At 27.3% G+C, this 21,323-nt stretch carries 23 protein-coding genes, 1 other RNA gene and 1 pseudogene; 6 read left to right on the forward strand and 19 right to left on the reverse strand.

All coding sequences use genetic code 11. From position 1 onward, the window contains the following. Positions 1-6 precede the first annotated feature (6 nt). Complete coding sequence (locus CHF27_RS08430) at positions 7-648, forward strand: hypothetical protein (protein ID WP_095406626.1); 642 nt, start codon at positions 7-9, stop codon at positions 646-648. Positions 649-700: 52 nt separating this feature from the next. On the opposite strand, the gene CHF27_RS08435 is transcribed toward CHF27_RS08430, so the two are convergent. Then, entirely contained in the window at positions 701-1,885 is a 1,185-nt protein-coding gene (locus tag CHF27_RS08435) for an exosporium morphogenetic protein CdeC (RefSeq protein WP_095406625.1), read from the reverse strand. A gap of 183 nt (positions 1,886-2,068) precedes the next feature. On the opposite strand from CHF27_RS08435, the gene CHF27_RS08440 reads away from it, so the two are divergent. Then, positions 2,069-3,082: a hypothetical protein gene (locus tag CHF27_RS08440; RefSeq protein WP_095406624.1), complete on the forward strand. Its 1,014-nt coding sequence runs from the start codon at positions 2,069-2,071 to the stop codon at positions 3,080-3,082. A gap of 42 nt (positions 3,083-3,124) precedes the next feature. On the opposite strand, the gene ssrS is transcribed toward CHF27_RS08440, so the two are convergent. Both ssrS and CHF27_RS08450 read right to left on the reverse strand, forming a co-directional pair. Next, a non-coding RNA gene (gene ssrS, locus CHF27_RS08445) (6S RNA) lies at positions 3,125-3,309 on the reverse strand. Between the two features lie 152 nt (positions 3,310-3,461). Next, positions 3,462-4,259, reverse strand: a pseudogene (locus CHF27_RS08450) (hypothetical protein); the annotation flags it as partial. Between the two features lie 214 nt (positions 4,260-4,473). On the opposite strand from CHF27_RS08450, the gene CHF27_RS08455 reads away from it, so the two are divergent. Next, complete coding sequence (locus tag CHF27_RS08455) at positions 4,474-4,890, forward strand: hypothetical protein (protein WP_095406623.1); 417 nt, start codon at positions 4,474-4,476, stop codon at positions 4,888-4,890. Between the two features lie 59 nt (positions 4,891-4,949). On the opposite strand, the gene CHF27_RS08460 is transcribed toward CHF27_RS08455, so the two are convergent. The 12 genes from CHF27_RS08460 to CHF27_RS08515 form a co-directional block, all read right to left on the reverse strand. Then, positions 4,950-5,594: a cyclodeaminase/cyclohydrolase family protein gene (locus tag CHF27_RS08460; protein ID WP_095406622.1), complete on the reverse strand. Its 645-nt coding sequence runs from the start codon at positions 5,592-5,594 to the stop codon at positions 4,950-4,952. 27 nt (positions 5,595-5,621) lie between these two features. After that, a complete protein-coding gene (gene hutI / locus CHF27_RS08465) occupies positions 5,622-6,905 on the reverse strand; it encodes an imidazolonepropionase (RefSeq protein WP_095406621.1) in 1,284 nt (427 codons plus the stop codon). Positions 6,906-6,909: 4 nt separating this feature from the next. Beyond that, the gene (gene ftcD, locus CHF27_RS08470; RefSeq protein ID WP_095406620.1) at positions 6,910-7,803 is read right to left on the reverse strand and encodes a glutamate formimidoyltransferase; all 894 of its coding nucleotides are present in this window, start codon (positions 7,801-7,803) and stop codon (positions 6,910-6,912) included. Positions 7,804-7,845: 42 nt separating this feature from the next. Further along, positions 7,846-9,882 carry a urocanate hydratase gene (locus CHF27_RS08475; RefSeq protein ID WP_095406619.1) on the reverse strand — a complete coding sequence of 679 codons (2,037 nt, stop codon included), beginning with the start codon at positions 9,880-9,882 and terminating at the stop codon, positions 7,846-7,848. A gap of 47 nt (positions 9,883-9,929) precedes the next feature. Continuing rightward, the gene (gene hutH / locus CHF27_RS08480) at positions 9,930-11,471 is read right to left on the reverse strand and encodes a histidine ammonia-lyase (RefSeq protein ID WP_095406618.1); all 1,542 of its coding nucleotides are present in this window, start codon (positions 11,469-11,471) and stop codon (positions 9,930-9,932) included. Between the two features lie 388 nt (positions 11,472-11,859). Then, positions 11,860-12,876, reverse strand: a complete 1,017-nt coding sequence (locus CHF27_RS08485) for a LacI family DNA-binding transcriptional regulator (RefSeq protein ID WP_095406617.1) — start codon at positions 12,874-12,876, stop codon at positions 11,860-11,862. A 241-nt stretch (positions 12,877-13,117) separates the two neighbouring features. After that, positions 13,118-13,318, reverse strand: a complete 201-nt coding sequence (locus CHF27_RS08490) for a hypothetical protein (RefSeq protein WP_095406616.1) — start codon at positions 13,316-13,318, stop codon at positions 13,118-13,120. A gap of 107 nt (positions 13,319-13,425) precedes the next feature. Further along, positions 13,426-13,605, reverse strand: coding sequence for a hypothetical protein (locus tag CHF27_RS08495; protein WP_095406615.1), 180 nt, complete (start codon positions 13,603-13,605; stop codon positions 13,426-13,428). A gap of 204 nt (positions 13,606-13,809) precedes the next feature. Further along, a complete protein-coding gene (locus CHF27_RS08500) occupies positions 13,810-14,040 on the reverse strand; it encodes a hypothetical protein (protein WP_199533647.1) in 231 nt (76 codons plus the stop codon). A gap of 152 nt (positions 14,041-14,192) precedes the next feature. Continuing rightward, a complete protein-coding gene (locus CHF27_RS08505; protein WP_095406614.1) occupies positions 14,193-14,414 on the reverse strand; it encodes a hypothetical protein in 222 nt (73 codons plus the stop codon). Between the two features lie 189 nt (positions 14,415-14,603). Then, positions 14,604-14,807 (reverse strand): hypothetical protein, encoded by a 204-nt coding sequence (locus CHF27_RS08510; protein ID WP_095406613.1) that lies wholly within the window; start codon positions 14,805-14,807, stop codon positions 14,604-14,606. 36 nt (positions 14,808-14,843) lie between these two features. Continuing rightward, positions 14,844-15,275 carry a hypothetical protein gene (locus CHF27_RS08515; protein ID WP_095406612.1) on the reverse strand — a complete coding sequence of 144 codons (432 nt, stop codon included), beginning with the start codon at positions 15,273-15,275 and terminating at the stop codon, positions 14,844-14,846. A 146-nt stretch (positions 15,276-15,421) separates the two neighbouring features. Between CHF27_RS08515 and acpP the strand changes: the two genes are divergently transcribed. Next, positions 15,422-15,649 (forward strand): acyl carrier protein, encoded by a 228-nt coding sequence (acpP, locus tag CHF27_RS08520; protein WP_095406611.1) that lies wholly within the window; start codon positions 15,422-15,424, stop codon positions 15,647-15,649. A gap of 50 nt (positions 15,650-15,699) precedes the next feature. Here acpP and CHF27_RS08525 read toward each other — a convergent pair whose 3' ends face one another. The 4 genes from CHF27_RS08525 to CHF27_RS08540 form a co-directional block, all read right to left on the reverse strand. Next, a complete protein-coding gene (locus CHF27_RS08525) occupies positions 15,700-15,915 on the reverse strand; it encodes a hypothetical protein (RefSeq protein ID WP_095406610.1) in 216 nt (71 codons plus the stop codon). Positions 15,916-15,998: 83 nt separating this feature from the next. Beyond that, complete coding sequence (locus tag CHF27_RS08530) at positions 15,999-17,003, reverse strand: nucleoid-associated protein (protein ID WP_095406609.1); 1,005 nt, start codon at positions 17,001-17,003, stop codon at positions 15,999-16,001. 17 nt (positions 17,004-17,020) lie between these two features. Beyond that, positions 17,021-17,923, reverse strand: coding sequence for an RluA family pseudouridine synthase (locus CHF27_RS08535; RefSeq protein WP_095406608.1), 903 nt, complete (start codon positions 17,921-17,923; stop codon positions 17,021-17,023). A 184-nt stretch (positions 17,924-18,107) separates the two neighbouring features. Beyond that, a complete protein-coding gene (locus CHF27_RS08540; protein WP_115976067.1) occupies positions 18,108-19,637 on the reverse strand; it encodes a YfcC family protein in 1,530 nt (509 codons plus the stop codon). A 285-nt stretch (positions 19,638-19,922) separates the two neighbouring features. Between CHF27_RS08540 and CHF27_RS08545 the strand changes: the two genes are divergently transcribed. Both CHF27_RS08545 and yfcE read left to right on the forward strand, forming a co-directional pair. Next, entirely contained in the window at positions 19,923-20,723 is an 801-nt protein-coding gene (locus CHF27_RS08545) for an NAD(+)/NADH kinase (RefSeq protein WP_115976070.1), read from the forward strand. 21 nt (positions 20,724-20,744) lie between these two features. Beyond that, positions 20,745-21,305 (forward strand): phosphodiesterase, encoded by a 561-nt coding sequence (gene yfcE / locus CHF27_RS08550; protein WP_115976073.1) that lies wholly within the window; start codon positions 20,745-20,747, stop codon positions 21,303-21,305. The last annotated feature ends 18 nt before the right edge of the window (positions 21,306-21,323 follow it).

Raw genomic sequence — 21,323 nt, forward strand, 5'->3', positions numbered from 1 at the left:
GTTAAAATGCATTCAAGTATACCAGATATAAAACCATTTTACGTTTATACTAATAGAAATAACTTGTATATAAAAAATATAAATGAACATACTGAAAAATTAGCCAATAACGTACATACTTATTGTGCTAATATTGATGATTCTAGAAGAATTCATATTTGCTTTATAGATATACATGGTAAGCTTATACATTTGACTAATGAGCATTCTCATTGGAAAAAAAAAATAATCTGTAGTGTTTTTAGTAATATAAAAAACATAAAAAATATGAGACTTTATATTATAAATAATTTTTTAAATTTATTTATTATTGATAAGTCACCTATATCAGAAAACTTGTTTAGAGTTTCTCATTTTAATTTTTCTCCCTCTAACTACAAGGTTTTTAAATATCACATAAATAACATTGTAAAAGATAAAGAATCTATTTATAAATTAAATATAGATGAATTATCTAATATAGTATTAGAATATAAGTCTAATCCAAATTCTAGTAGAGGTTATAAAAATAATATTATGGTTTTTAATACCTTGTCCAGAACATGGGTGGTCCCTAACACTCTACTTAGAAGCTCTAATAGTGATATCTTTTTTAATATCAAGGATGATTTATTTGAATATTGCTATAGTTTAATATATAAAATATAAATTAAGGGCTATCAAAGCCAAATTTTAGCTCTGATAGCCTTTTTTACTTTATCTATCTATTACATCCACAGCCTTTTCCTTTATTATTATTATTATTTTCTACACCACATTTACTAAAATTACATACTTGAGTAAATGAATCAACTATTCTTGGATTTAGTGAATTTGGAGATCCTAAAACAACTAATTGATCATTTATTAAAGTACTAACTGTTTCTTGCAAGCAAAGTATTAAATCTATTCCATTTGGTATATCTAGTTCACAATATCTTTCTCCTTCACAACATTCACAACATAACAATGCTTTTTCTATACAATCTACTGTTAAACTAGTTTTGAAGTTTTGTCTTAAAATAAATGATCTTCCATCTGCTGGCACACATATAGGAGCTGATAATGTGTTAAATCTAAATTGGATTTTATCGCATCTATGTCTTGCTCCTCCTATTCCATTTAGAGCAGGGAACGCTAATGCTACAAATTTTGTACATCCACATCTTCCTCTTAGTTCTAATACTAAATTAGAAACAGTTGCAGTTAATCCTCTTTGTTTATATCCTAAATTCCTATTTTTACCTTGACTACAACATGTAGCATTTCTTTGACCACATACAGAATATTCAAATTTAGTTTCACATGGTTTTCCCATTTGAGGTTCATCAGGTTCTAAGTCATAATCTTCTAAAGTAATTATTCCTGGATTTATTTGTATTCCGTCATGATTTAAGCATATTTCATCTATAGTTACATTTACTTGACTTCCCATTGGTATTGCTCCATTTACTTCAATTACATCAAATACAAATTCAATTGGTGCTCCATCTTCGTCTACTGCATCTGTAAAAGTTTGAAATTGCATAGTATCAAATATTCTATTAGTTTCTATTGCAATTGGAACACTATTAGCTGGTGAAAATCTAGGTATAGTAATTGGATCGCAGCATTCTGGCCCACAAACGTTTTTAATACATTCATCTGATTCTATTTGGCAAGGTTCGCAATCAGGTTCTTGTTGTTTTTTACAAGTGCAACTACATATACAATCACACTCAAATTTTTCATCATTTTTATTATTACAGCAATTTTTTTCATCATGGCATATATCAGAACAAGAAGGCTTATGTTTACATCCTCTATTACCCTCTTCTAACATAGACTCTTGTGCTTCTAATTTATTTGCTGTTATTGATGCTTGATTATTTATCATTCTTCTTTTATTCTTTTTAAGATCTTGCATTTTTATTTGTCCTCCCCTTAAATGAATATTTTAAATGTCTTGGATTTTTTTAATCCTAATTAATAATATGCAGTTTAATTAACATTTGTTACTTTCCTATTTTATTCCTTAATAAAAAGTAGAATAAATATTTTTTTTGTAAATATATATATAGTATGAATACTTTTAACAAGGAGGTTGTATATGAGTTTTGTAAATAAATGTTCTACAATTATTAGACGTTCAGATAAAAATATGTTTCATATTTATAGTGACAAAGGAATTTACTTAAAGTTATTCGATAAAAATAATGATTTTATAAGTTCTAAAAATATAATAGATAATCAACTTGTAGATTTTACTAAGTGTTACTTTACTTTAGACAAATCTAATAATTTATATGGTATTTGTAATGATGATAATCTAGTTTTACTTGAAATGCTGAGCGATTCTTGTGACTTTACTAAAAGAGAAATTATAGAGTATAATAATCAAAAATTTAATATATTATTTCCATATATAAAAATAATTAATGATAATATACATATCATTTACTATGTTTATAATAGTAAATCCACAAATACCTCTGCTTTATTTCATCATTATAGATGTAATGGTGTATGGACTGAAAATAAAATTGATTTTATAAATCACGTAATTTTAGATAACTTCATTGTACTTTGGAGCCAAAATTCTCCTATATTGTTTTATTTTAATTTAGTAGATGGATTTGAAGAGATATTTATTTCTAGATTTAATTGCAGCACATTAACATGGTCCGATCCTATTCAAATTACTAATTCTAAAAAAAGTAAATTATATTTATCTGTATTAAAAGATAGTATGAACTTTTACCATATAACTTTTTGTGAAAATATAGAAAATGGATATGCTGTAAAATATTTAAATGGATACTTAAATGAAAATAGTTTAGATATAGATTCATCTACTTATATAACCGGTCCATCAACTTGTATGTACCCTACTCTTATCAAGCACAAATCTATTTTATATTTAATGTGGGTAAATTACGGAAAGCTAATTTCGTGTTATTCCAATAATTTAGGAAAAAGTTGGTCAGAACATAAAATTGATGAATTTAGTATTGAAGAAGAATTCTCCAGAGCTTTATTTCAATCTAATTACGAAAAAGATATCTCTTATAATCTAACTTGCACATTCACTACATTAAATGATATTGGTTTGCTAGGATTTTAAATTTAATAAATAAAAAAGTGTTGCTAAATAGCAACACTTTTTTTGAATCCCAAAACACCGGTGGCCCAATAAATTCATACCCGAGATACTCCCAGGTGGGTGACCTGCTAGCAATTTTTAATTTCCTATTTAAAAAACAGGCTTATTATCTATTACTAGACTCCAGTCTCCCTTACAACATTTGTCGGTTGAATTTAAATAAGCCGTGTCGTATGCTTCAGGATTTCATATTCTTATTATATAATAAATCTAATTATTTTTAAAGTGGTTTTATATAGTAAATAATATATTTTTATGATATTTATCTATTTTTTTCCTTTTTGTTAGACTATGTAGCTGTAAAATATTAAATTTTATTAGCATTATATATACTTTTTTAATCTTTTTCATCATCATCTTCATATTCTTCATACTCATCACTATCTTCTTCATATTCTTCATACTCATCACTGTCATCATATTCGTATTCTTCACTATCATTTTCATTATTGTCTCCCCTTAAAAGACTTCCTAGCAATTTTAAATTATTTAAACTGCCTAAATTATTTATATTAGCTAATGAACTTAAACTAAATCCACCTTCTCCAAAATCATCTGGTAAAAATAACTCTGCAAATAAATCTATTTTTTTCTTTATATCAATAGCTTTTTCAAAAGATTCTTTTCTCTTATCAGGAAATACTTCCATTATTTCTTTTATCATCATATTTTTTTTATCATCATCGTCCATACTTCTAAAAAAATTAGTTTCCTCTTCTTCATCTAATAAATCAAGATTACTAAGTTTTTTTATACCTCTCACTAAATCTAATACACTTTCAACTTTTATAAGTATTTTTCGCTCATCTCTAGACATATATTTTTTCGTTCTAGTTATAATTTCCATGCCTCTTTCTAAATCTTCATCACTTAAATCCATTAATTTCATTCCTTTATTTATATCCTGTATATTGAATTTTAAAATTTCCTCTTTATCCTCTCCATTAATTTTCTTTTTTATTTTTTTATCTTTTTTTAATTTAGTAGATTTAGTTTTTTTAATTTTTTTACCTTGAGTTAAATTTTTATCTTCACGTAAATTTTCTTTTGGTTTATTTGATTTATTCTTATTATCAAATAATGATATATTACCATTACTCAATGCTATTATTCCAAGTATCAACAATAGATTATTCAATCCGAGTCACCCCTTAAAATATACTACTCCCTCATACATAAAGTATGCTTTCTTTAATGTTAATGTTACTTTTTTTAATATAAGTGCATATACATTACTTATAAGAGATTTTATTTATCTCGAATACAATATATTATTCACCATTACAACATTATTTCTATATATAAATACTATGAGTAAAATTCAATATATATTATAGAAAGGGGTATTTTTTATGAAAAAGTTAGATACAGATAAATTGGAGAAAATGGCTAAGCAAAAAAATATTGATAAAGATAAAATTGAAAAAATCGCAGATAATTATAAGGGCAAATCAGAAAATGAGCTCATGGATGAACTTATAAAAATCGGAAAAAATTTAGAAGGAAGAGAAGAAGTTGTTTCTAAATTTAAAACTTTTCTAGATGAAAATCAAAGAAAGAAACTAGATACTATTATGCATAAAATATCTGAAGCTGAAGTTCAAAGTAAGGTAGAAAGTAAAAAATCAAAAATTTCTAAAAAAAATAAACATGAAAAATCTAAATCTTCTAAAGAATCTTCTAATCAAACATTAGAAGAAAAACCTCAAAATAGCAAACAAAAAAAACAGAAAAAAATAGTTAAAAGAATAAAAAAAATTACTGATTAATAAATGATATTGAAAAGGGCTATCTAAAAAATCCAAGAATTTTAAGATAGCCCTTTTTATTATTTTTCTAATTTAAAATGAATATGATTTAGCAATTCATCTTTAATTTTTTTTCCTTTTAATAAAATATTGTTACACTCATCTAAATAATGATTATGCATTTCCTCATTCTTAAGACTCATTAAATTTACTTTAACATTTAATATTGCTCCTTCTAATCCAGTATATATCATCAATGTGCCTACCCCTATATCTGTTATAGCATTTTGATTTCCATGTTCAATTAAATAATCAACAAGTTCTAATGCCTTTAAGGATAACTGCGCTGTTTTAAAAGGAACTTCTATTGAAAATATAGTTGCATCTTCAATTGCACCTTTTCTAACTTCGATTTGTTTAGGTGTATCTTTTGGCATTTTTAAAGCTTTCATAAATTCATTAAATGACTCCGTATCCTTGTCAACAAGTTCTTTTAGCACTTGTCTTAAATCACCTAGTTTATTAAATTTTTCAACAAACTCGACTCTAATACTTTCATCTAATTTTTCATAGGATTTTTTGCCAAAACTTAAATGAGCCATCATTCTAGCCAGTCCTATTCCTATATTACTCGATAAGGCGGAAACTGAACCCCCTCCAGGAGCCGGTGAATTTGAATCTACCTCATCTCCAAACTCGGATACAGTCATATCTATAAGTTTCATACTTATTTTCCTCCTAAATAATTTCTATTATCCTAATATGCTATTGTCATAAATAATTTGTTTATTATCAACTACTAGTTTTCCTTCTTTATAAACACGCTCTATATGATTTATACCAAAATGATACATTAAATATTCTATATTAGGTGCATCAAAGACTGCTAAATCAGCTTTTTTTCCAATTTCAATAGACCCTACCTCTTTGTGTCTATTTATTGAACATGCTGCATTTATTGTAACCGCAGTTAAAACTTCGTTTGGTGTCATTTTCAGCCCTAAACATCCTAATTGCATTACAAGTTGAAGATTTTCACTTGGGCAACTTCCTGGATTATAATCACTAGATAAACTTACAGGTACGTTAAAATCTATCATCTTTCTAGCATTTGCATAATCTTTATTTAAATTAAATGATGTTGCTGGAAGTAGATTTGCTACGACCTTATTTTTAGCCATTTCCTTCAAACCTTCTTGACTAGCAGCCATCAAATGATCCGAAGATATACACTTTAATTTAGCTGATAATTCAGCTCCTCCTAATGATACAATCTCATCAGCATGTATTTTTAACTTGTATCCCATTTCTTTCGCTTTACTTAATATGTATGCACTTTCTTCTATAGAGAATACTCCCTCTTCGCAAAATACATCACAAAATTCAGCTAGTCCTAAATCCTTAACTTTTGGCATCATTTCTTCTACTATTATATCAATATACACTTTGTGATTTTCTTTATACTCAGGTGGTATTGCATGAGCTCCTAAAAATGTATTAACTAAATCTATCGGATGATTTTCATTTAGTTTTTTAGCAACTTTTAATTGTTTTAACTCTGTATCTAGTTCTAATCCATATCCGCTTTTTGCTTCTACTGTAGTAACCCCAAATTCCAACATTCTATCTAAGCTTTTTCTTGATTTATTATATAATTCCTCAAAAGTAGCTTCCTTAGTGGATTTTACTGTGCTTAATATACCTCCACCTTGATTTAATATTTCTATGTATGGAACACCTGCTAATTTTTTAGAAAACTCATTTTCTCTTGAGCCTCCATGGACCAAATGAGTATGAGAATCTATAAGCCCTGGTGTTACTAATAGCCCATTTGCATTTTCTATAGAAGTATATTCTTGTACTATATTCTCATATTCATTGCCGGTACCAACTTCTACTATTTTACCATCAGCTATTGCTATATATGCATTTTCTATTATTTCTAAATCATTCATTTCATCTTTAATTCTCGGAGAATTTTTACCTCTCATAGTTACAAGCTTACCAATATTATTTATAATCACATCTACTCTCATTTATCTACTCCATTAAACTAGTTTCTAATACTTTATCTAAAGAAAAATCTTCTAATCCTAAATAATAACTAGCTACATCTACTAATGCTTCCATTGGACAAAGACCTACAACTTCACTACCTGTAACATTTACTCCATATCTTTTTGCTTCCATTTTAACAGCTTCAAAAGCTCTATACATACTAGTTTTTGTATAGTCAGTTAAATTCATAGTAACTTGTGTGATTTTTCTTTCTGGTACCTCAACTGGACCTGCTTTTATATATCTATATCCACCACTTGAATGTCTTATAGTTTTTGCTATTTTAGATGCTATTTCTATATTTTCAGTGTCTAAATTAATATTATAAGCTATAAGTGGTCTTCTCGCTCCTATAGCTATTGCTCCTGCTGTTGAATGTTTTTTAGCTTCTCCAAAGTCAGGGCTCCAATTAGTATCTTTTAATTTTTCTTCTAACCCCTCGTATTCTCCTTTTCTAACTGTTGCTAAATTTTCTCTCCCTGGTTTACTTGCTGCTTGTTCATATAAAAATACTGGTATTTTATATTTATTAGCTACTTCTTCACCTAATTCTTTAGCTAATTTAATGGCATCATTCATATCCATATCTTTTATTGGTATAAATGGACAAACATCTGTAGCTCCAAATCTAGAATGTTGACCTTTATGATTATTTAAATCTATTAACTTGGTTGCTATTCCTATAGATTCAAATACTGCTTCTTTAACTTTCTGTGGTTCACCTATTACTGTTACAACTAATCTATTATAATTTTTATCAGCTTCATAATTTAATAGTTTTACCCCTTCTTTTCCTCTTAATGGATTTACTATTTTCTCTATTTTTTCTAAATCTCTTCCTTCACTAAAATTAGGTACACATTGTACTATTGCCATATTATCTCCCCCTTTTTGACTACTGATAGTCTAAAAATCAGATTAATCAATTAAACTATCTATTAAATTTTCGTCTACTATATATGGAAGTGTTATGTGATCTTTTCCATCACACATTTTATTATATTCCATAGCTGTTGTTATTGAGTTTTCATTTCTAGCCCAAGCACGTCTTGCAACTCCACTCATAACATCCCAAGGCATAGATGTTCTTAATATATCATCTACCCTTTGAGATCCATCAAGAACCATTCCAAATCCTCCATTTATAGATTTACCTATACCAACTCCTCCACCATTGTGAAGAGCAACTAAACTCATCCCCCTTGCACAGTTACCTGCAAAACAATGAGTAGCCATATCTGCCATTATATTACTTCCATCTTTTATATTTGATGTTTCTCTAAATGGTGAATCTGTTCCTGATACATCGTGGTGATCTCTACCTAACATTACTGGTCCTATTTCACCTTTTCTTACCATATCATTAAACTTAAGTGCTATATTAGTTCTTCCCATAGCATCTTGGTAAAGTATTCTCGCCTTAGACCCTACTACCAACTCATTTTTCTTAGCATCTCTTATCCAAGCCCAGTTATCTCTATCTTGGTATCTTCTTTCTGGATTTATACAACTCATAGCTGCCTTATCTGTCTTTATTAAATCTTCTTCTTTTCCAGTTAAACAAACCCATCTAAATGGCCCATATCCATAATCAAATAATTGAGGTCCTAATATATCTTCAACATATGATGGGAATATAAATCCATCTTTTTCATCTACTCCATTTTTAGATATTTCGTTGCATCCAGCATCATACATAGCCTTCATAAAACTATTTCCATAATCAAAGAAATATACTCCTCTATTATGTAACTCTTTAATCAATTTGAAATGTTTTTTAAGTGTTAAGTTTACTAATTCAGTAAATTTTTCTTTATCATCTGATAATAATCTTGTTCTTTCTGCAAAAGTTATTCCTTGAGGACAATATCCTCCATCGTATGCTGCATGACAAGATGTTTGATCTGAAAGTAAATCTATATGTATATTTTTATCAACTGCATATTGAAGTAAATCTACTATATTACCGTGATAAGCTATTGCACAAGGTATTTGTTTATTCATATACTCACTAGCCATTTCAAATGCTTCTTTACAAGTTTTAGCTATTTTACTTACCCAGCCCTGAGTATATCTAGTTTCTATTCTTGAATAATCTACCTCTGCAATTATACCTACTCCTCCAGCAATCTCAACTGCCTTACCTTGAGCTCCACTCATTCCACCTAATCCAGAAGTTACAAATAATTTGCCTCTTAAATCAGAATTTTTATCTACATCAAGTACTAATCTCCCTGCATTTAGTAATGTTGAATAAGTACCATGTACTATTCCTTGAGGTCCAATATACATCCATCCTCCAGCAGTCATTTGTCCATAATTAGAAACGCCTATAGCTGCTGCTCTTTTCCACTCTTCTTGATTATCAAACATACCTATCATTAATCCATTAGTTAATATTACTCTTGGTGCCTCTGGCTTTGACTTAAACACTCCTACTGGATGACCTGATTGAAGTACTAGAGTTTGATCTTGAGTTAATTGTTCTAAATATTTTTTTACTAATCTATACTGCATCCAATTTTGAAATACTTGTCCTGTTTCTCCATAAGTTACTAGTTCATATGGATATAGCGCTATATCAAAATCTAAATTATTATCTATCATAACTTGAAATGCTTTTCCTTCTATACACTTTCCTTTATAGCTATCAATTGATTTACCTTTAATTTTTCCTTCTGGTCTAAATCTATATCCATAAATTCTTCCCATAGTCATTAACTCATTTAAAAATTCTGGAGCTAACTTATCATGATATTCTTCAGGTATATATCTTAAAGCATTTTTTAAAGCTAATTTAATATCTGACTTTGATAACTTAGCTTCTCTTTTAGGAGCTCTTCTTATACCTTCTATAAATTCTGGTATCTTATCTGGAATATAGTCTAATTTTATACTCATAGACTCTTGTATTTTTTCATTTACACTATTTAAAACTTTTTCTGAACAACGCATATGATTCCCCCTGTAATTTATTAATTTAAACTTCCAACTAGAACTTTTTAATTAACTAATAAATCATTACCTATAGCCTTTTCAACTGCATCTACTAATAAATTTTTCTTTATTATATCTTCACTTATGTTAATTTCTTTATACATTACTCTGTCTTTATCAACAAAAGAAGTATGCTCTCTTACTACCTTATATGCTGCATTTGTTCCTACTCCTAATTTCTTTATGCCCCTTAAATCTATAGCTTGAGCACTTGCTAGTATTTCCATTGATAATACTTTTCTTGCATTTTCCATTATATCTCTTGCTTTTCTCGCTGCTATTGTACCCATAGACACATGGTCTTCTTGATTTGCTGATGATGGTATTGAGTCTACACTTGCTGGATGAGCTAAAACTTTATTTTCTGAAACTAATGATGCTGCGCTATATTGAACTATCATAAATCCTGAATTTAGACCACCTTTATTTGCTAAAAATGCTGGTAATCCATGATTTAAAGCAGGATTTACAAGTTTTTCTAATCTTCTTTCTGATATATTTGCAATTTCAGATAAAGCAATTCCTAAAAAATCAAAGCTTAATGCCATAGGTTGTCCATGGAAATTTCCACCTGATATAACTTCTTCTTCCTCTGGGAAAATAATTGGATTATCTGTAACTGAATTTATTTCTATATTTATTTTATTTTTTACATATTCAATTGCATCCTTACTTGCTCCATGTATTTGAGGCGTACATCTTAATGAATATGCATCTTGAACTCTTATTTCACCTTGTTTACTTGTCATTTCACTACCACTTAATATCTTCAGTGCATTTTTCGCAGTATTCATTTGACCCTTATGAGGTCTAACTGCATGAACTTTTTCATCCATAGCACAAGTTATTCCATTTAAAGCTTCCATAGTAAGACCAAATGCTATATCTGCTGTTTTTAATAAATTAATAGAATCATATACTGTTAATGTTCCTATTGCTGTCATAACTTGTGTTCCATTAATTAATGCTAATCCTTCTTTTGAAGATAAATAATCTAAAATTTTTATACCTGCTTTATCCATAGCTTCTTTTGAACTAAGTCTTTGACCTTTATATATAGCTTCACCCTCACCTATCATAGTTAATACCATATGAGATAGTGGTGCTAAATCACCAGAAGCTCCTAAAGATCCTTTCTCTGGTATAATAGGATGAACTCCTTTATTTATCATTTCTATTAAAGTTTGTAATGTTCCTATTCTAATTCCTGAATAACCCTTTGATAAAGCATTTACTCTAAGCAACATAATAGCTCTTACAATATCTTCACTTAGAGGATTTCCTACCCCACAAGAATGACTTATAATTAGATTTTTTTGTAATTGTTGTGAATCTTCTTTAGATATTACTACATCTGAAAATTTACCAAATCCAGTAGTTATACCATATGATGTTTTCCCTTCATCAACCAGCTTATCTACTAAATTTCTAGCTTTATTTACATTATCTATAGCTTCTTTAGTTAATTCTACACTATAATTATTTCTTGCTACTTTAACTACATCTTCAATAGTTAAACTATCCCCATCAATTAATATTTTTTTCATAAGCCATACTCCTTATTTATTATTATCTATCTCTATTAAATTAATTTTTAATTATAATATTCGATAGATTAGAAACTAACATCTTATTTCATATTTTTCTACATATATATTCAAATTCCTTCTTTTAATCATAATATAAATTCGTATCTATATAATCATATTTATTAATAATTTAAATAAAAAATTCGCTTCGCTCATGTCCCAACGACTCTGTCCATTGCTCAAAATGTCATTTTTTATATTTCTAAACTCATCAGTATTACTATTATTTATAGGTTATCCACATAAAATTAGACAATATAGTTTTCTTACATATAAAAAAATTACCTCAAATATTAATTTTAAAATTAATATTGAGGTAATTTCTATAAATTTAAAAATATTATATTTATTTTTTTCTCTCTATAACACTTTCTCTCTCTATAATCCTATATGGTAATTCTATTTTTTTACCATCTATAGGTTCTTTATTTATTAATTTAATGACCATTCTTATTGCAACCGCTCCCATATCATATAAAGGTTGATAAACTGTAGTTAACTTCGGTCTATACATTTTAGCTATTTTGACATCATTAAATCCTGTAACAGATATGTCTTCTGGAACTTTATATCCTGCATCACATATAGCATTTATAGCTCCTATAGCTGCTTCATCTCCTGTAACAAAAGCTGCATGAGGTATTATTCCATCTTCTAATAACTCTTTCATACTTTTGTATCCACCTTCATAAGTAGTTCCGCCATGTTTTATTAAGCTATTATCTAAATTTATATTATTTTCTGATAAAGCTTTTTCATATCCTGAAAGCCTTTCCATCTCTAATACCGTATCATCTTGACTAGTCATAACAAAGGCGATTTTTTCATGGCCTTTTCCTATAAGGTAATTAGTCATATCATAAGTAGCTTCCTTATTACTCGTACTAACAGTATAGATATCAAAATCTCTTGCTGTTTTACTTATATATGTAGCTGGCATACCACAGTTTTGTATATAGTTTATATGATCTTCATCTAATATCCAAGATATCATAACTATACCTTCTACTTGTTTAGCTCTTAATAGGTTTATACTTTTTAATTCCTGCTCTTTGTCTGAATAAGTATTCGCTAAAAGAATATCATAGTCATACATTTTGGCTATTTCTTCAATTCCATTTAAAATTTCATTTACAAATGAATCTGAAACTTCAGGCACTATTACACCTATTAATTGGCTTTTTTTAGTTACCAAACTCCTTGCAAGTGGATTTGGTATGTATCCAGTTTCTTTTATAACATCTAAAACCTTTTGCTTAACTTCGTCCGTTACTGGCTTTGAATCATTTATAACTCTTGAAACAGTAGATATTGATACTCCTGCTTTTTTAGCTACATCTTTAATTGTTATATTCATTTTCATGTCAAATTCCCTCCTTGTCTCAAATTTAATCTATTTAAATCCTTCAACTGTAATTAAAATTATATTTTATCATAAAACTTTAATTTTATAAACACATTCTAAATTATATTATGTAAATTTAACAAATTATTCCGAATAGTTTTTTATATTTTTATATTTCTCTATTTAAATATACTTTATTCAAATAATAATAAAAAAGCACTGGTATTAAATACCAGCACTTCTTACTTAATTAAAATTTTTAGCAACAGCCACATCCTCCGTCATCATCAAAGAATCCTGCACATGAACAAGTGATTAATAATAGAATTAAGAAAGGTATCCAATCTATCATATCTATTTCTGCCCAACATTCACCAAAGGCTAAAAATAAAAAGAATAATACTATTATCCACCATGCTCCTGTAAAGCATCCATCATTCCCAAAGAATCTATCTAACATTGTTAAGTCCTCCCCTTAATAAAATTTAAGCTAAACTATAAATAAAATATAGTTTTTAATGTGCTAATTTTATATTTATTCTATGAATTTAAATCAATTTTGTTACTCTAATCTAAACATCCACCACAGCTACAAAGTATTAATAATATTATTAAGAAAGGTATCCAATCCATTATTTCTATATTTTCCCAACAATCACCAAATGCTAAGAATAAGAAAAATAATACTATTATCCACCATGCTCCTGCCCCAAAGAATCCATCATTCCCAAAGAATCTATCTAACATTGTTAAGTTACCTCCTGTTGATATTTTAATTTATTGAGCTTTCGCTCTTAACATATAATATGCAGACACCATCATTTGTGATAATAAATTCATTTTTTTTATATGCTAATTTTATAAAATAGTTAAATTTATTTTTTTATAATTTTTCCTAAAAAAAGAGCTATCTCAAAATTAATTGAGACAACCCTAAATGTCATATGTTAACTAACATCCACAGTCAAAATTATTATCTAGGCAACCACAATCATCCTCTCCATTTCCAAATCCACTTGAACATGAACAAAGAATTAATAATAAAATTAAGAATGGAATCCAATCAGTAATACAAATTTCAGCCCAACATTCTTGGAATGCTAAGAATAAGAAGAATAATACTATTATCCACCATCCTCCGCCTTCAAAAGATTCAAACATTCTACCAAATTTATGACTCATATAAATTCCCCCTAATTATAAATTTTTCATTTATGTAAGTACTTGATGTCTGTATTAATATCTCTTTATATAATATGCTTTAATCTTAAAAGTGTTATTAATTTTTATAAAATATCTAAAAATAAGAGGGCTAAATAAACCCTCTTATTCTTTTAACAACATCCACATCCGCTGTCAGAATCAAGACTATTTAAAATAAATATTAATAATATTACCCAAATCAAAGCCATGTCTTCACAAAATAACCATTCTATAATATCATCTCCTAAAAGAAGAATTGCTCCTATTATAAGAAGTATCATAAATCCTCCTGAAAAACCATTACCACAACATCCACTTCCAAAGAAACGTGATATATTTTGTTCGCTTAACATATAATTGCCCCCTTTTTAGAATTATAGGCTCTTATGCACCTATTTAATGTATAGTATGTAATTTGGAGCTAAATTGTTACTTTTTGTCTAAAATTAATAAATTTTTCTTAAATACAAATCCAAACAAAAAAGGAGTTATCTCAAAATTTTTATATTTCGAGATAACTCCTTTTTGTTTTACTTTCTTTATTAACAACATTCATCATCGAAGTTAAATAATAATAGTATTATTAAAATAATCCATATCCATACATTATCGTCGTCAAAAAAATTTTCTAATATATCTGTTCCTAACAATAAAAATACCAATACTATTATTATTAACATTTCTCCACCAAAGAGGCTGTCATTACCTCCAAAAAAACGTGATAGGGTATCTTCTAATTTTGCCATGACCGTCCCCCCTTAAATCCAAAAATATAGCCTTAACTAAATATATGTTCTTGCCGATAAATAAGTTACTTTTATAAAATCATTATTTATTAGTTTATCTAATTCTTTATCTCCTAACTTATTGTATTTATAAACTGCCTCTAAATATTCTTTTTTTCCTTTATCCTGCGATATCATATACATTAAATTTTCTATTGATTTTATTTTATATTCTTTATAATCATTAATTAAAAATGAAGTTTTAGAATTTGTTATACCTTTCTTTAAAATCATTAATCTTGATATATACTCATCTTTATTTTCTTCAACCTTGCTTTCTTTTTCAATTATATCTTCTAAAATAATATTACACTCCCTAACATAATCTTTTATCTTTTGCATGTCCAAAGTTATTGAATTATAATATAAATTTACTAAAATAACTAAAAAAACACATATAGATGATAATAGTAATCCTACATATTTCATAATGTTTCCTCCTATGTTATATTTATATAATAATTTATATTCATTTAATGTAACTTTATTACTTTTTATTAATTTGTGTATTGAAAAATCTTTAATATTATATTAAACTACAATTAAATTATGAACTGTTTTTAGGAGGTAAAATAATGTTTGAAAAAGTAAGAGCAATAATTTCAGAGCAATTAGGTATAGATAATTTAGGTGAAATAACATTAGAAACATCTTTAGTAGATGATTTAGAAGCTGATTCACTAGATGCTGTTGAGGTTGTAATGGCTCTTGAAGATGAATTTGGTATAGAAATACCAGATGAAGATGCTGAGCATTTTAAGACTATAGCAGATATCTGCAAATTTATAGAAGAAAATAATTAAATTTATAAAAATTAGGCTGCCTAAAAATTTAATTTTAGACAGCCCTTGTATTAGCAACAACAATCATCAGAGTTGTTATTATTAAATAAAAATAATATAAAAACTATTAAAATAATCCAAATCAAAAAATTATTTTGTTCGAAGAAACATTCAAAATTATCATTTCCAAGTAATAAAAAAAGTATCAATCCTATTATTGCAATTATCATAATTGGATTATCATCTATACAATCAAAACCCCTAAAAAGTCCACTTAATTGATCCATCATTTACCTCCTATAAAATATGTATCTAAATTTAAACTTTCCTATTTTTATATATGCAATTAGAACAATTTAAGTGCTTGTATTTATTTTTCCTCATAGAAATTAATATTTTTTATTACTATATCTATAGAACCATTTTCATTTTGCCTTACACTATATTTCATTGGATCTTCAAAGTCAGATAGATTCCCTTTTATTTCAAATCCATTATCAGTTTTAATATTTCTTTTTTTAAGTTTTTTCTCAACCCATTTTTTATCTATATTAAATCCTTCTTCTAATCCTTTATCTTCCATGTGTTCTTTAAAGCTTTCTTTTAAATCATTATCTTTTATAGAATTCTCAACAAATTCATTTATATCCATTTCATTTTTTTCTTTTAGTGTATAATTTAATATACTTCTAACATCTTCAGCCTGCTTTATATCATTACTTAAAGCATTAGTTATCCAATTTTCAGCAGTATTTTTAAATACTTTTGTTTTATATTTATCATCATCTATTCTTTCAGCATTTAAAAATTCTGTAATAAATTTTGATTGTAATTCTTCTTTTTCAGCATCTTTATCTAGAAGTCTTAAATGATATTCATCATTTATACCACTAGCTCCTATTAATGCACATTGTTTTTGTCTACCTGTTTCTGGTATTCCTATTTCATTTGCAATCATTTGTATATTAAATTTATCATCTATAAATTCAATTGAATGTGTATAAAGCTTCTTATAATCCAATTTAATTATAGCAATATTTTTTTCATCTTTTACCGTATATAAACATATAGCTAAATCACAAGATTCTAATTCTGCATTTATTTTCATAACTTCAAATAAGTAAGAAGCTATTTCTTTTGAGTTTTCTAAAAATGTATTTTCATCATATATTATTTGTTCACAACAATTTTTAATTATATTCTCATTATAATTTTTGAATGCACCTTTTCTTAAATCATCATCTTTTGTAACTCTTTTTATAACCTTTTGGAAAAATTTATCTACTTCTTGATTTACTTTTCCTTCATAGTCATTTAATATCGGTACTTCACTATTTTTATCTAGTACGTGTATTATAAACTTATGTATTATCATATTCTCACCTCTATATTTTATTTTAATTTTTTTATTAATTTCTTTATATCTTCTGGTAACTCTGCATTAAATTCTAACTTTTCTTTTGTTCTAGGCTGCTCAAATTCTAATTTATAAGCATGAAGAGCCTGTCTATTTATAAGATTTTCATCAACATATCCATATAGTTCATCACCTATTATTCCATGTCCTATATGACTCATATGAACTCTTATCTGATGAGTCCTTCCTGTTTCAAGTTTTACCTCTAAAACTGTCGCATCATTTAATCTCTCAAGTACCTTATAATGAGTTATTGATGGTTGTCCTTTTTCATCAACTATTCTTTTTATGCTATCATCTGTTTGTCTATATATAGGTTCATTTATAGTACCTTCATCATCTTTTACTATTCCTTTAACTACAGTTATATATTTTTTTTCTACTTTATCTTCACTCATAGCAACTGATAATGTATGATGAGCATAAGCATTTTTAGCCACTATAACTAAACCAGATGTATTCATATCTAGTCTATTTACAAATCTTATTTTAACTACTTCCTCTTGTTTTAATATATAGTTTGTAACTCCATTAGCAATAGTTTTATCATAATGACTTTTGGTTGGATGAACTACCATGAACGGTGGTTTATTAATCATAATTATATCAAAATCATCATATATAATTTCCAAATTTAAATCTTGTGGCTCAAAGTTAGCCATTTCTTCTTCAATTTTAACTTCTATTAAATCACCTTTATTAACTTTAAAATTAGGCTTTTTAAATTCTTTATTTACTAATACACTTTTTTCTCTTTTCATTTTTGATAAAGATCTTACTGAGAAGTTTAATTTATCTAATAAAACTTCCTTTAATGTCAAATTGTCTTCACATATATATGAAATGAGGTTGTATTTTTGTTCTTCTTTCCTAAACAATTTTACACCTGCTCTCTTTTTTATAATAACATTATATATTTTACACTATATTTAAACTTTAAATAAAGATATTTTAAAATTTATAATATCATCTATTACGTTTTTAATGTTTTTAACTAAAAAAAGAACTGTTTCAAAATTTCATTTTAAAACAGTTCAGTGTATTTATACTTATATAAATCTATTAAATTAACACTCCTACTCCAAGAATTACTATAGCAACAACTGATATAATTACAATTAAAGGTGTTACAAACTTTAACCATTTATCATAAGTAACATTTACCATTGCTAATGAAGCTAAAATCAACCCTGTTGGAGTTATAAAACTTATAAGACCTTGTCCAAATTGATATGCAGTAACTATTACGTCCCTATTTACTCCAACTACATCTGCAAGAGGTGCCATTATAGGCATTGATAAAACTGCAAGACCTGAAGATGAAGCTATAAAGAATCCTAATATACTATAAACAAAATACATAAATGTTGAGAATACAACTCCACTCATATGTGAAACTCCACCACTCAAAGTATTTAATATAGTGTCACTTATCAAACCATTATCCATTATTATAGTAACACCACGAGCAAGCCCTATAGTAAGTGCAACACCTAATAAATCTGCTGCTCCTGCTACAAATTCACTTACAAATTCTTTTTCACCCATTTTTGAGAAAAATGCTAATATAAATGCTACTCCTAGGAATAATTGGGTCATTTCACCAAACCACCAACCTAATTCCTTAACTCCATAAACCATTACTACAAATGATACTGCAAATATAATTAATATAAGCTTTCTTCCTAAAGTAAACGCTGGAATATTATTTTCATCGTGATTTGCTAAAAATTGTGCTTCTAATTCTTCTTTTTGAGAATATATTAATGAAGTTGATGCATCTTTTTTTACTTTTTCAGCATACTTAATTGTGTATATTACACATATAGCTGTACCTATTACAAGCATTAATATTCTTAATCCCATTCCACTTGTAAAGTCTATTCCTGCTGTATTTGATGCTATAACTGTTGAGAATGGATTTACTGTTGATGCCATTGTACCTATAGAAGATCCTAAATAAATTGCTGCTATAGCTACTAGAGCATCATATCCTGCTGCTAAGAAAATTGGTACTATTATAGGGTAAAATGCTATTGTCTCTTCTGCCATACCAAATGTTGTTCCACCTAATGAAATTAAAACTGTTATTATAACTATTAGCCACGCTTCTTTACCTTTTGATCGTCTAGATAAAGCACTTATTCCTGCTGTAAATGCTCCTGTTTTATTTATTACTCCAACTATCCCACCTATTACAAGTACAAATGCAATTATGTCTATTGAATCATATAATCCTTGTATTGGTGCATTTAAAAAAGTAGTTACTGCTTTAAATAAATTAGTTTCTTCTTTTGGCAATTCTTCATAAGAATTTGGGATTGCCACTGGCTTACTTATTGACCCATCTGTAAATTTATTTAAGTTTGTTTTTACTCCAAACTTGTCTAAAATTTGCTGAGTTGCTTCGTATTCTGATACTTCTCCAGTAGGATTTTCTACTGTAAATAACTTAGTTTCTTTATCATACTTTAACTTAGCATATTTACCAGATGGTATTATGTACGTAAGCCCTAATACTAATAACAGTACTATTAGTATTACAGTGTAGGCTGTAGGAAATGAAAATTTAGATTTTTTTTTCTTTGACATATATATTATCCCCCTTTTTTAACACTTTTCCCTATAAAAATTATAGTATATATATATTCTTAAATCTATAAAAAGTTTTTAATTTATATGAAATTTTTTCAATTTTATGAAATCTATAAAATACCAATAATAAAATTTTCATTTTATTTTTGTATTTAAAGTATTTATATATAAATTTATATTATATACATAACTAAAATTTTTAAATGTAATTATAGGAATATACAAAATTAGAAATAGTATTAGCAAATTATGTTATAATACAAAGTATAAAGAGGTGGAAAGATGAGAAGAATTATAACTATAAATTCAAACCAAGTACATAGGTCTTTAGAAACTAAAAAATTACTGACAGAAAAACTTACAGCAGCTGGCTTTGAAATACACTATGATTTCCATCCAGATGCAGAACTTATAATATCTATAGGCGGAGATGGTTCTTTTTTAAAGACAGTTCATGATTTTGATTTTCCAGAAATTCCTATTATAGGTATAAATACTGGACATCTTGGTTTTTTTCCAGATATATCTCCAGAAGATATAGATGATTTTATTGAATTTTATCTAAAAGACGATTATATTACACAAGATATATCCTTACTTCAAGCTAGTGTTTGTACTCAAAAAAGTTGTCGTGACGTATTTGCAATTAATGAAGTAGTTGTAAAGGGAGACAAATCAAGAACTATACATCTTAATTTAAGAGTTAATGATAGACATATACAAAACTTTAGTGGTGATGGAATGATTGTTTCTACATCCACTGGGTCCACTGCATATAACTATGCAGCTGGTGGTAGCATCGTAGATACTAGCTTAGAGCTTATGCAACTTACTCCACTTTATCCGATTAATACTAATGCTTATAGATGTTTTACATCTAGTATAATATTTTCTAATGATTCTATAATAAGAATTACTCCTGAATATAGATTTGAGGATTCTATATTAATAGTTATAGATGGAGTTGAACATAGGTTTAGCAAAATTTCAGATATACAAATTTCTATATCTGATGTAAAAATAAAATTACTTAGAAGATCTAATTATGAATTTTGGAGCAGAGTTTCTGATAAATTCTTATAGACTCTATATAGGAGGACTAATATGAAAATAGGCATAATGAGTGATACTCATGGAAGTTTATTATATTTTGAAAAAGCACTTACTGTGCTAGAAGATTGTGATGTTTTACTTCATGGTGGAGATGTTTTATATCATGGACCTAGAAATGACCTTCCTGAAGGATACAATCCTAAAGGCGTTATTAAAAAAATAAATGATGTTAAAAATATTATTATTGCTAGGGGTAATTGTGATGCAGATGTAGATCAAATGGTTATAAACCATCCTATACAAAGCCCATATGTAATAAATCAATTTGGAGAAATAAGAATTCTATTAACTCATGGTTATGTAGAATCTAAAGATAAAATTATTCAACAAGCAAAAAATATGGATGCTGATATACTTATACTTGGGCACACTCATGTTAAAGAGTTATATTGTGATGATGAATTGATAGTTTTAAATCCTGGAAGTACCGCTATTCCAAAAGATGAAACTCATTCTGTTGCGACTATTGAAATTATTAAGTCTAATGAAGATGAACTTGAATTAGATATTAATTTAATAGATATTAACACTAATGAAATTATACATTTTTAAAATTTCAAAGCTATGATA

Source organism: Romboutsia maritimum (assembly GCF_002251085.2).
Lineage (GTDB): Bacteria > Bacillota > Clostridia > Peptostreptococcales > Peptostreptococcaceae > Romboutsia_B > Romboutsia_B maritimum.

Excerpts from the sequence above, each read along its gene's own strand:
- CHF27_RS08475 (WP_095406619.1), bottom strand. The coding sequence starts at position 9,882 with ATGCGTTGTTCAGAAAAAGTTTTAAATAGTGTAAATGAAAAAATACAA.
- CHF27_RS08495 (WP_095406615.1), bottom strand. The coding sequence starts at position 13,605 with ATGTTAGATAGATTCTTTGGGAATGATGGATTCTTTGGGGCAGGAGCA.
- CHF27_RS08490 (WP_095406616.1), bottom strand. The coding sequence starts at position 13,318 with ATGTTAGATAGATTCTTTGGGAATGATGGATGCTTTACAGGAGCATGG.
- hutI (WP_095406621.1), bottom strand. The coding sequence starts at position 6,905 with ATGAGAGTAGATGTGATTATAAATAATATTGGTAAGCTTGTAACTATG.
- CHF27_RS08545 (WP_115976070.1), top strand. The coding sequence starts at position 19,923 with ATGAGAAGAATTATAACTATAAATTCAAACCAAGTACATAGGTCTTTA.
- CHF27_RS08510 (WP_095406613.1), bottom strand. The coding sequence starts at position 14,807 with ATGGCAAAATTAGAAGATACCCTATCACGTTTTTTTGGAGGTAATGAC.
- CHF27_RS08440 (WP_095406624.1), top strand. The coding sequence starts at position 2,069 with ATGAGTTTTGTAAATAAATGTTCTACAATTATTAGACGTTCAGATAAA.
- CHF27_RS08505 (WP_095406614.1), bottom strand. The coding sequence starts at position 14,414 with ATGTTAAGCGAACAAAATATATCACGTTTCTTTGGAAGTGGATGTTGT.
- CHF27_RS08435 (WP_095406625.1), bottom strand. The coding sequence starts at position 1,885 with ATGCAAGATCTTAAAAAGAATAAAAGAAGAATGATAAATAATCAAGCA.
- CHF27_RS08530 (WP_095406609.1), bottom strand. The coding sequence starts at position 17,003 with ATGATAATACATAAGTTTATAATACACGTACTAGATAAAAATAGTGAA.
- CHF27_RS08540 (WP_115976067.1), bottom strand. The coding sequence starts at position 19,637 with ATGTCAAAGAAAAAAAAATCTAAATTTTCATTTCCTACAGCCTACACT.
- CHF27_RS08455 (WP_095406623.1), top strand. The coding sequence starts at position 4,474 with ATGAAAAAGTTAGATACAGATAAATTGGAGAAAATGGCTAAGCAAAAA.
- CHF27_RS08430 (WP_095406626.1), top strand. The coding sequence starts at position 7 with ATGCATTCAAGTATACCAGATATAAAACCATTTTACGTTTATACTAAT.
- acpP (WP_095406611.1), top strand. The coding sequence starts at position 15,422 with ATGTTTGAAAAAGTAAGAGCAATAATTTCAGAGCAATTAGGTATAGAT.
- CHF27_RS08500 (WP_199533647.1), bottom strand. The coding sequence starts at position 14,040 with ATGAGTCATAAATTTGGTAGAATGTTTGAATCTTTTGAAGGCGGAGGA.
- yfcE (WP_115976073.1), top strand. The coding sequence starts at position 20,745 with ATGAAAATAGGCATAATGAGTGATACTCATGGAAGTTTATTATATTTT.
- hutH (WP_095406618.1), bottom strand. The coding sequence starts at position 11,471 with ATGAAAAAAATATTAATTGATGGGGATAGTTTAACTATTGAAGATGTA.
- CHF27_RS08515 (WP_095406612.1), bottom strand. The coding sequence starts at position 15,275 with ATGAAATATGTAGGATTACTATTATCATCTATATGTGTTTTTTTAGTT.
- ftcD (WP_095406620.1), bottom strand. The coding sequence starts at position 7,803 with ATGGCAATAGTACAATGTGTACCTAATTTTAGTGAAGGAAGAGATTTA.
- CHF27_RS08485 (WP_095406617.1), bottom strand. The coding sequence starts at position 12,876 with ATGAAAATGAATATAACAATTAAAGATGTAGCTAAAAAAGCAGGAGTA.
- CHF27_RS08525 (WP_095406610.1), bottom strand. The coding sequence starts at position 15,915 with ATGGATCAATTAAGTGGACTTTTTAGGGGTTTTGATTGTATAGATGAT.
- CHF27_RS08460 (WP_095406622.1), bottom strand. The coding sequence starts at position 5,594 with ATGAAACTTATAGATATGACTGTATCCGAGTTTGGAGATGAGGTAGAT.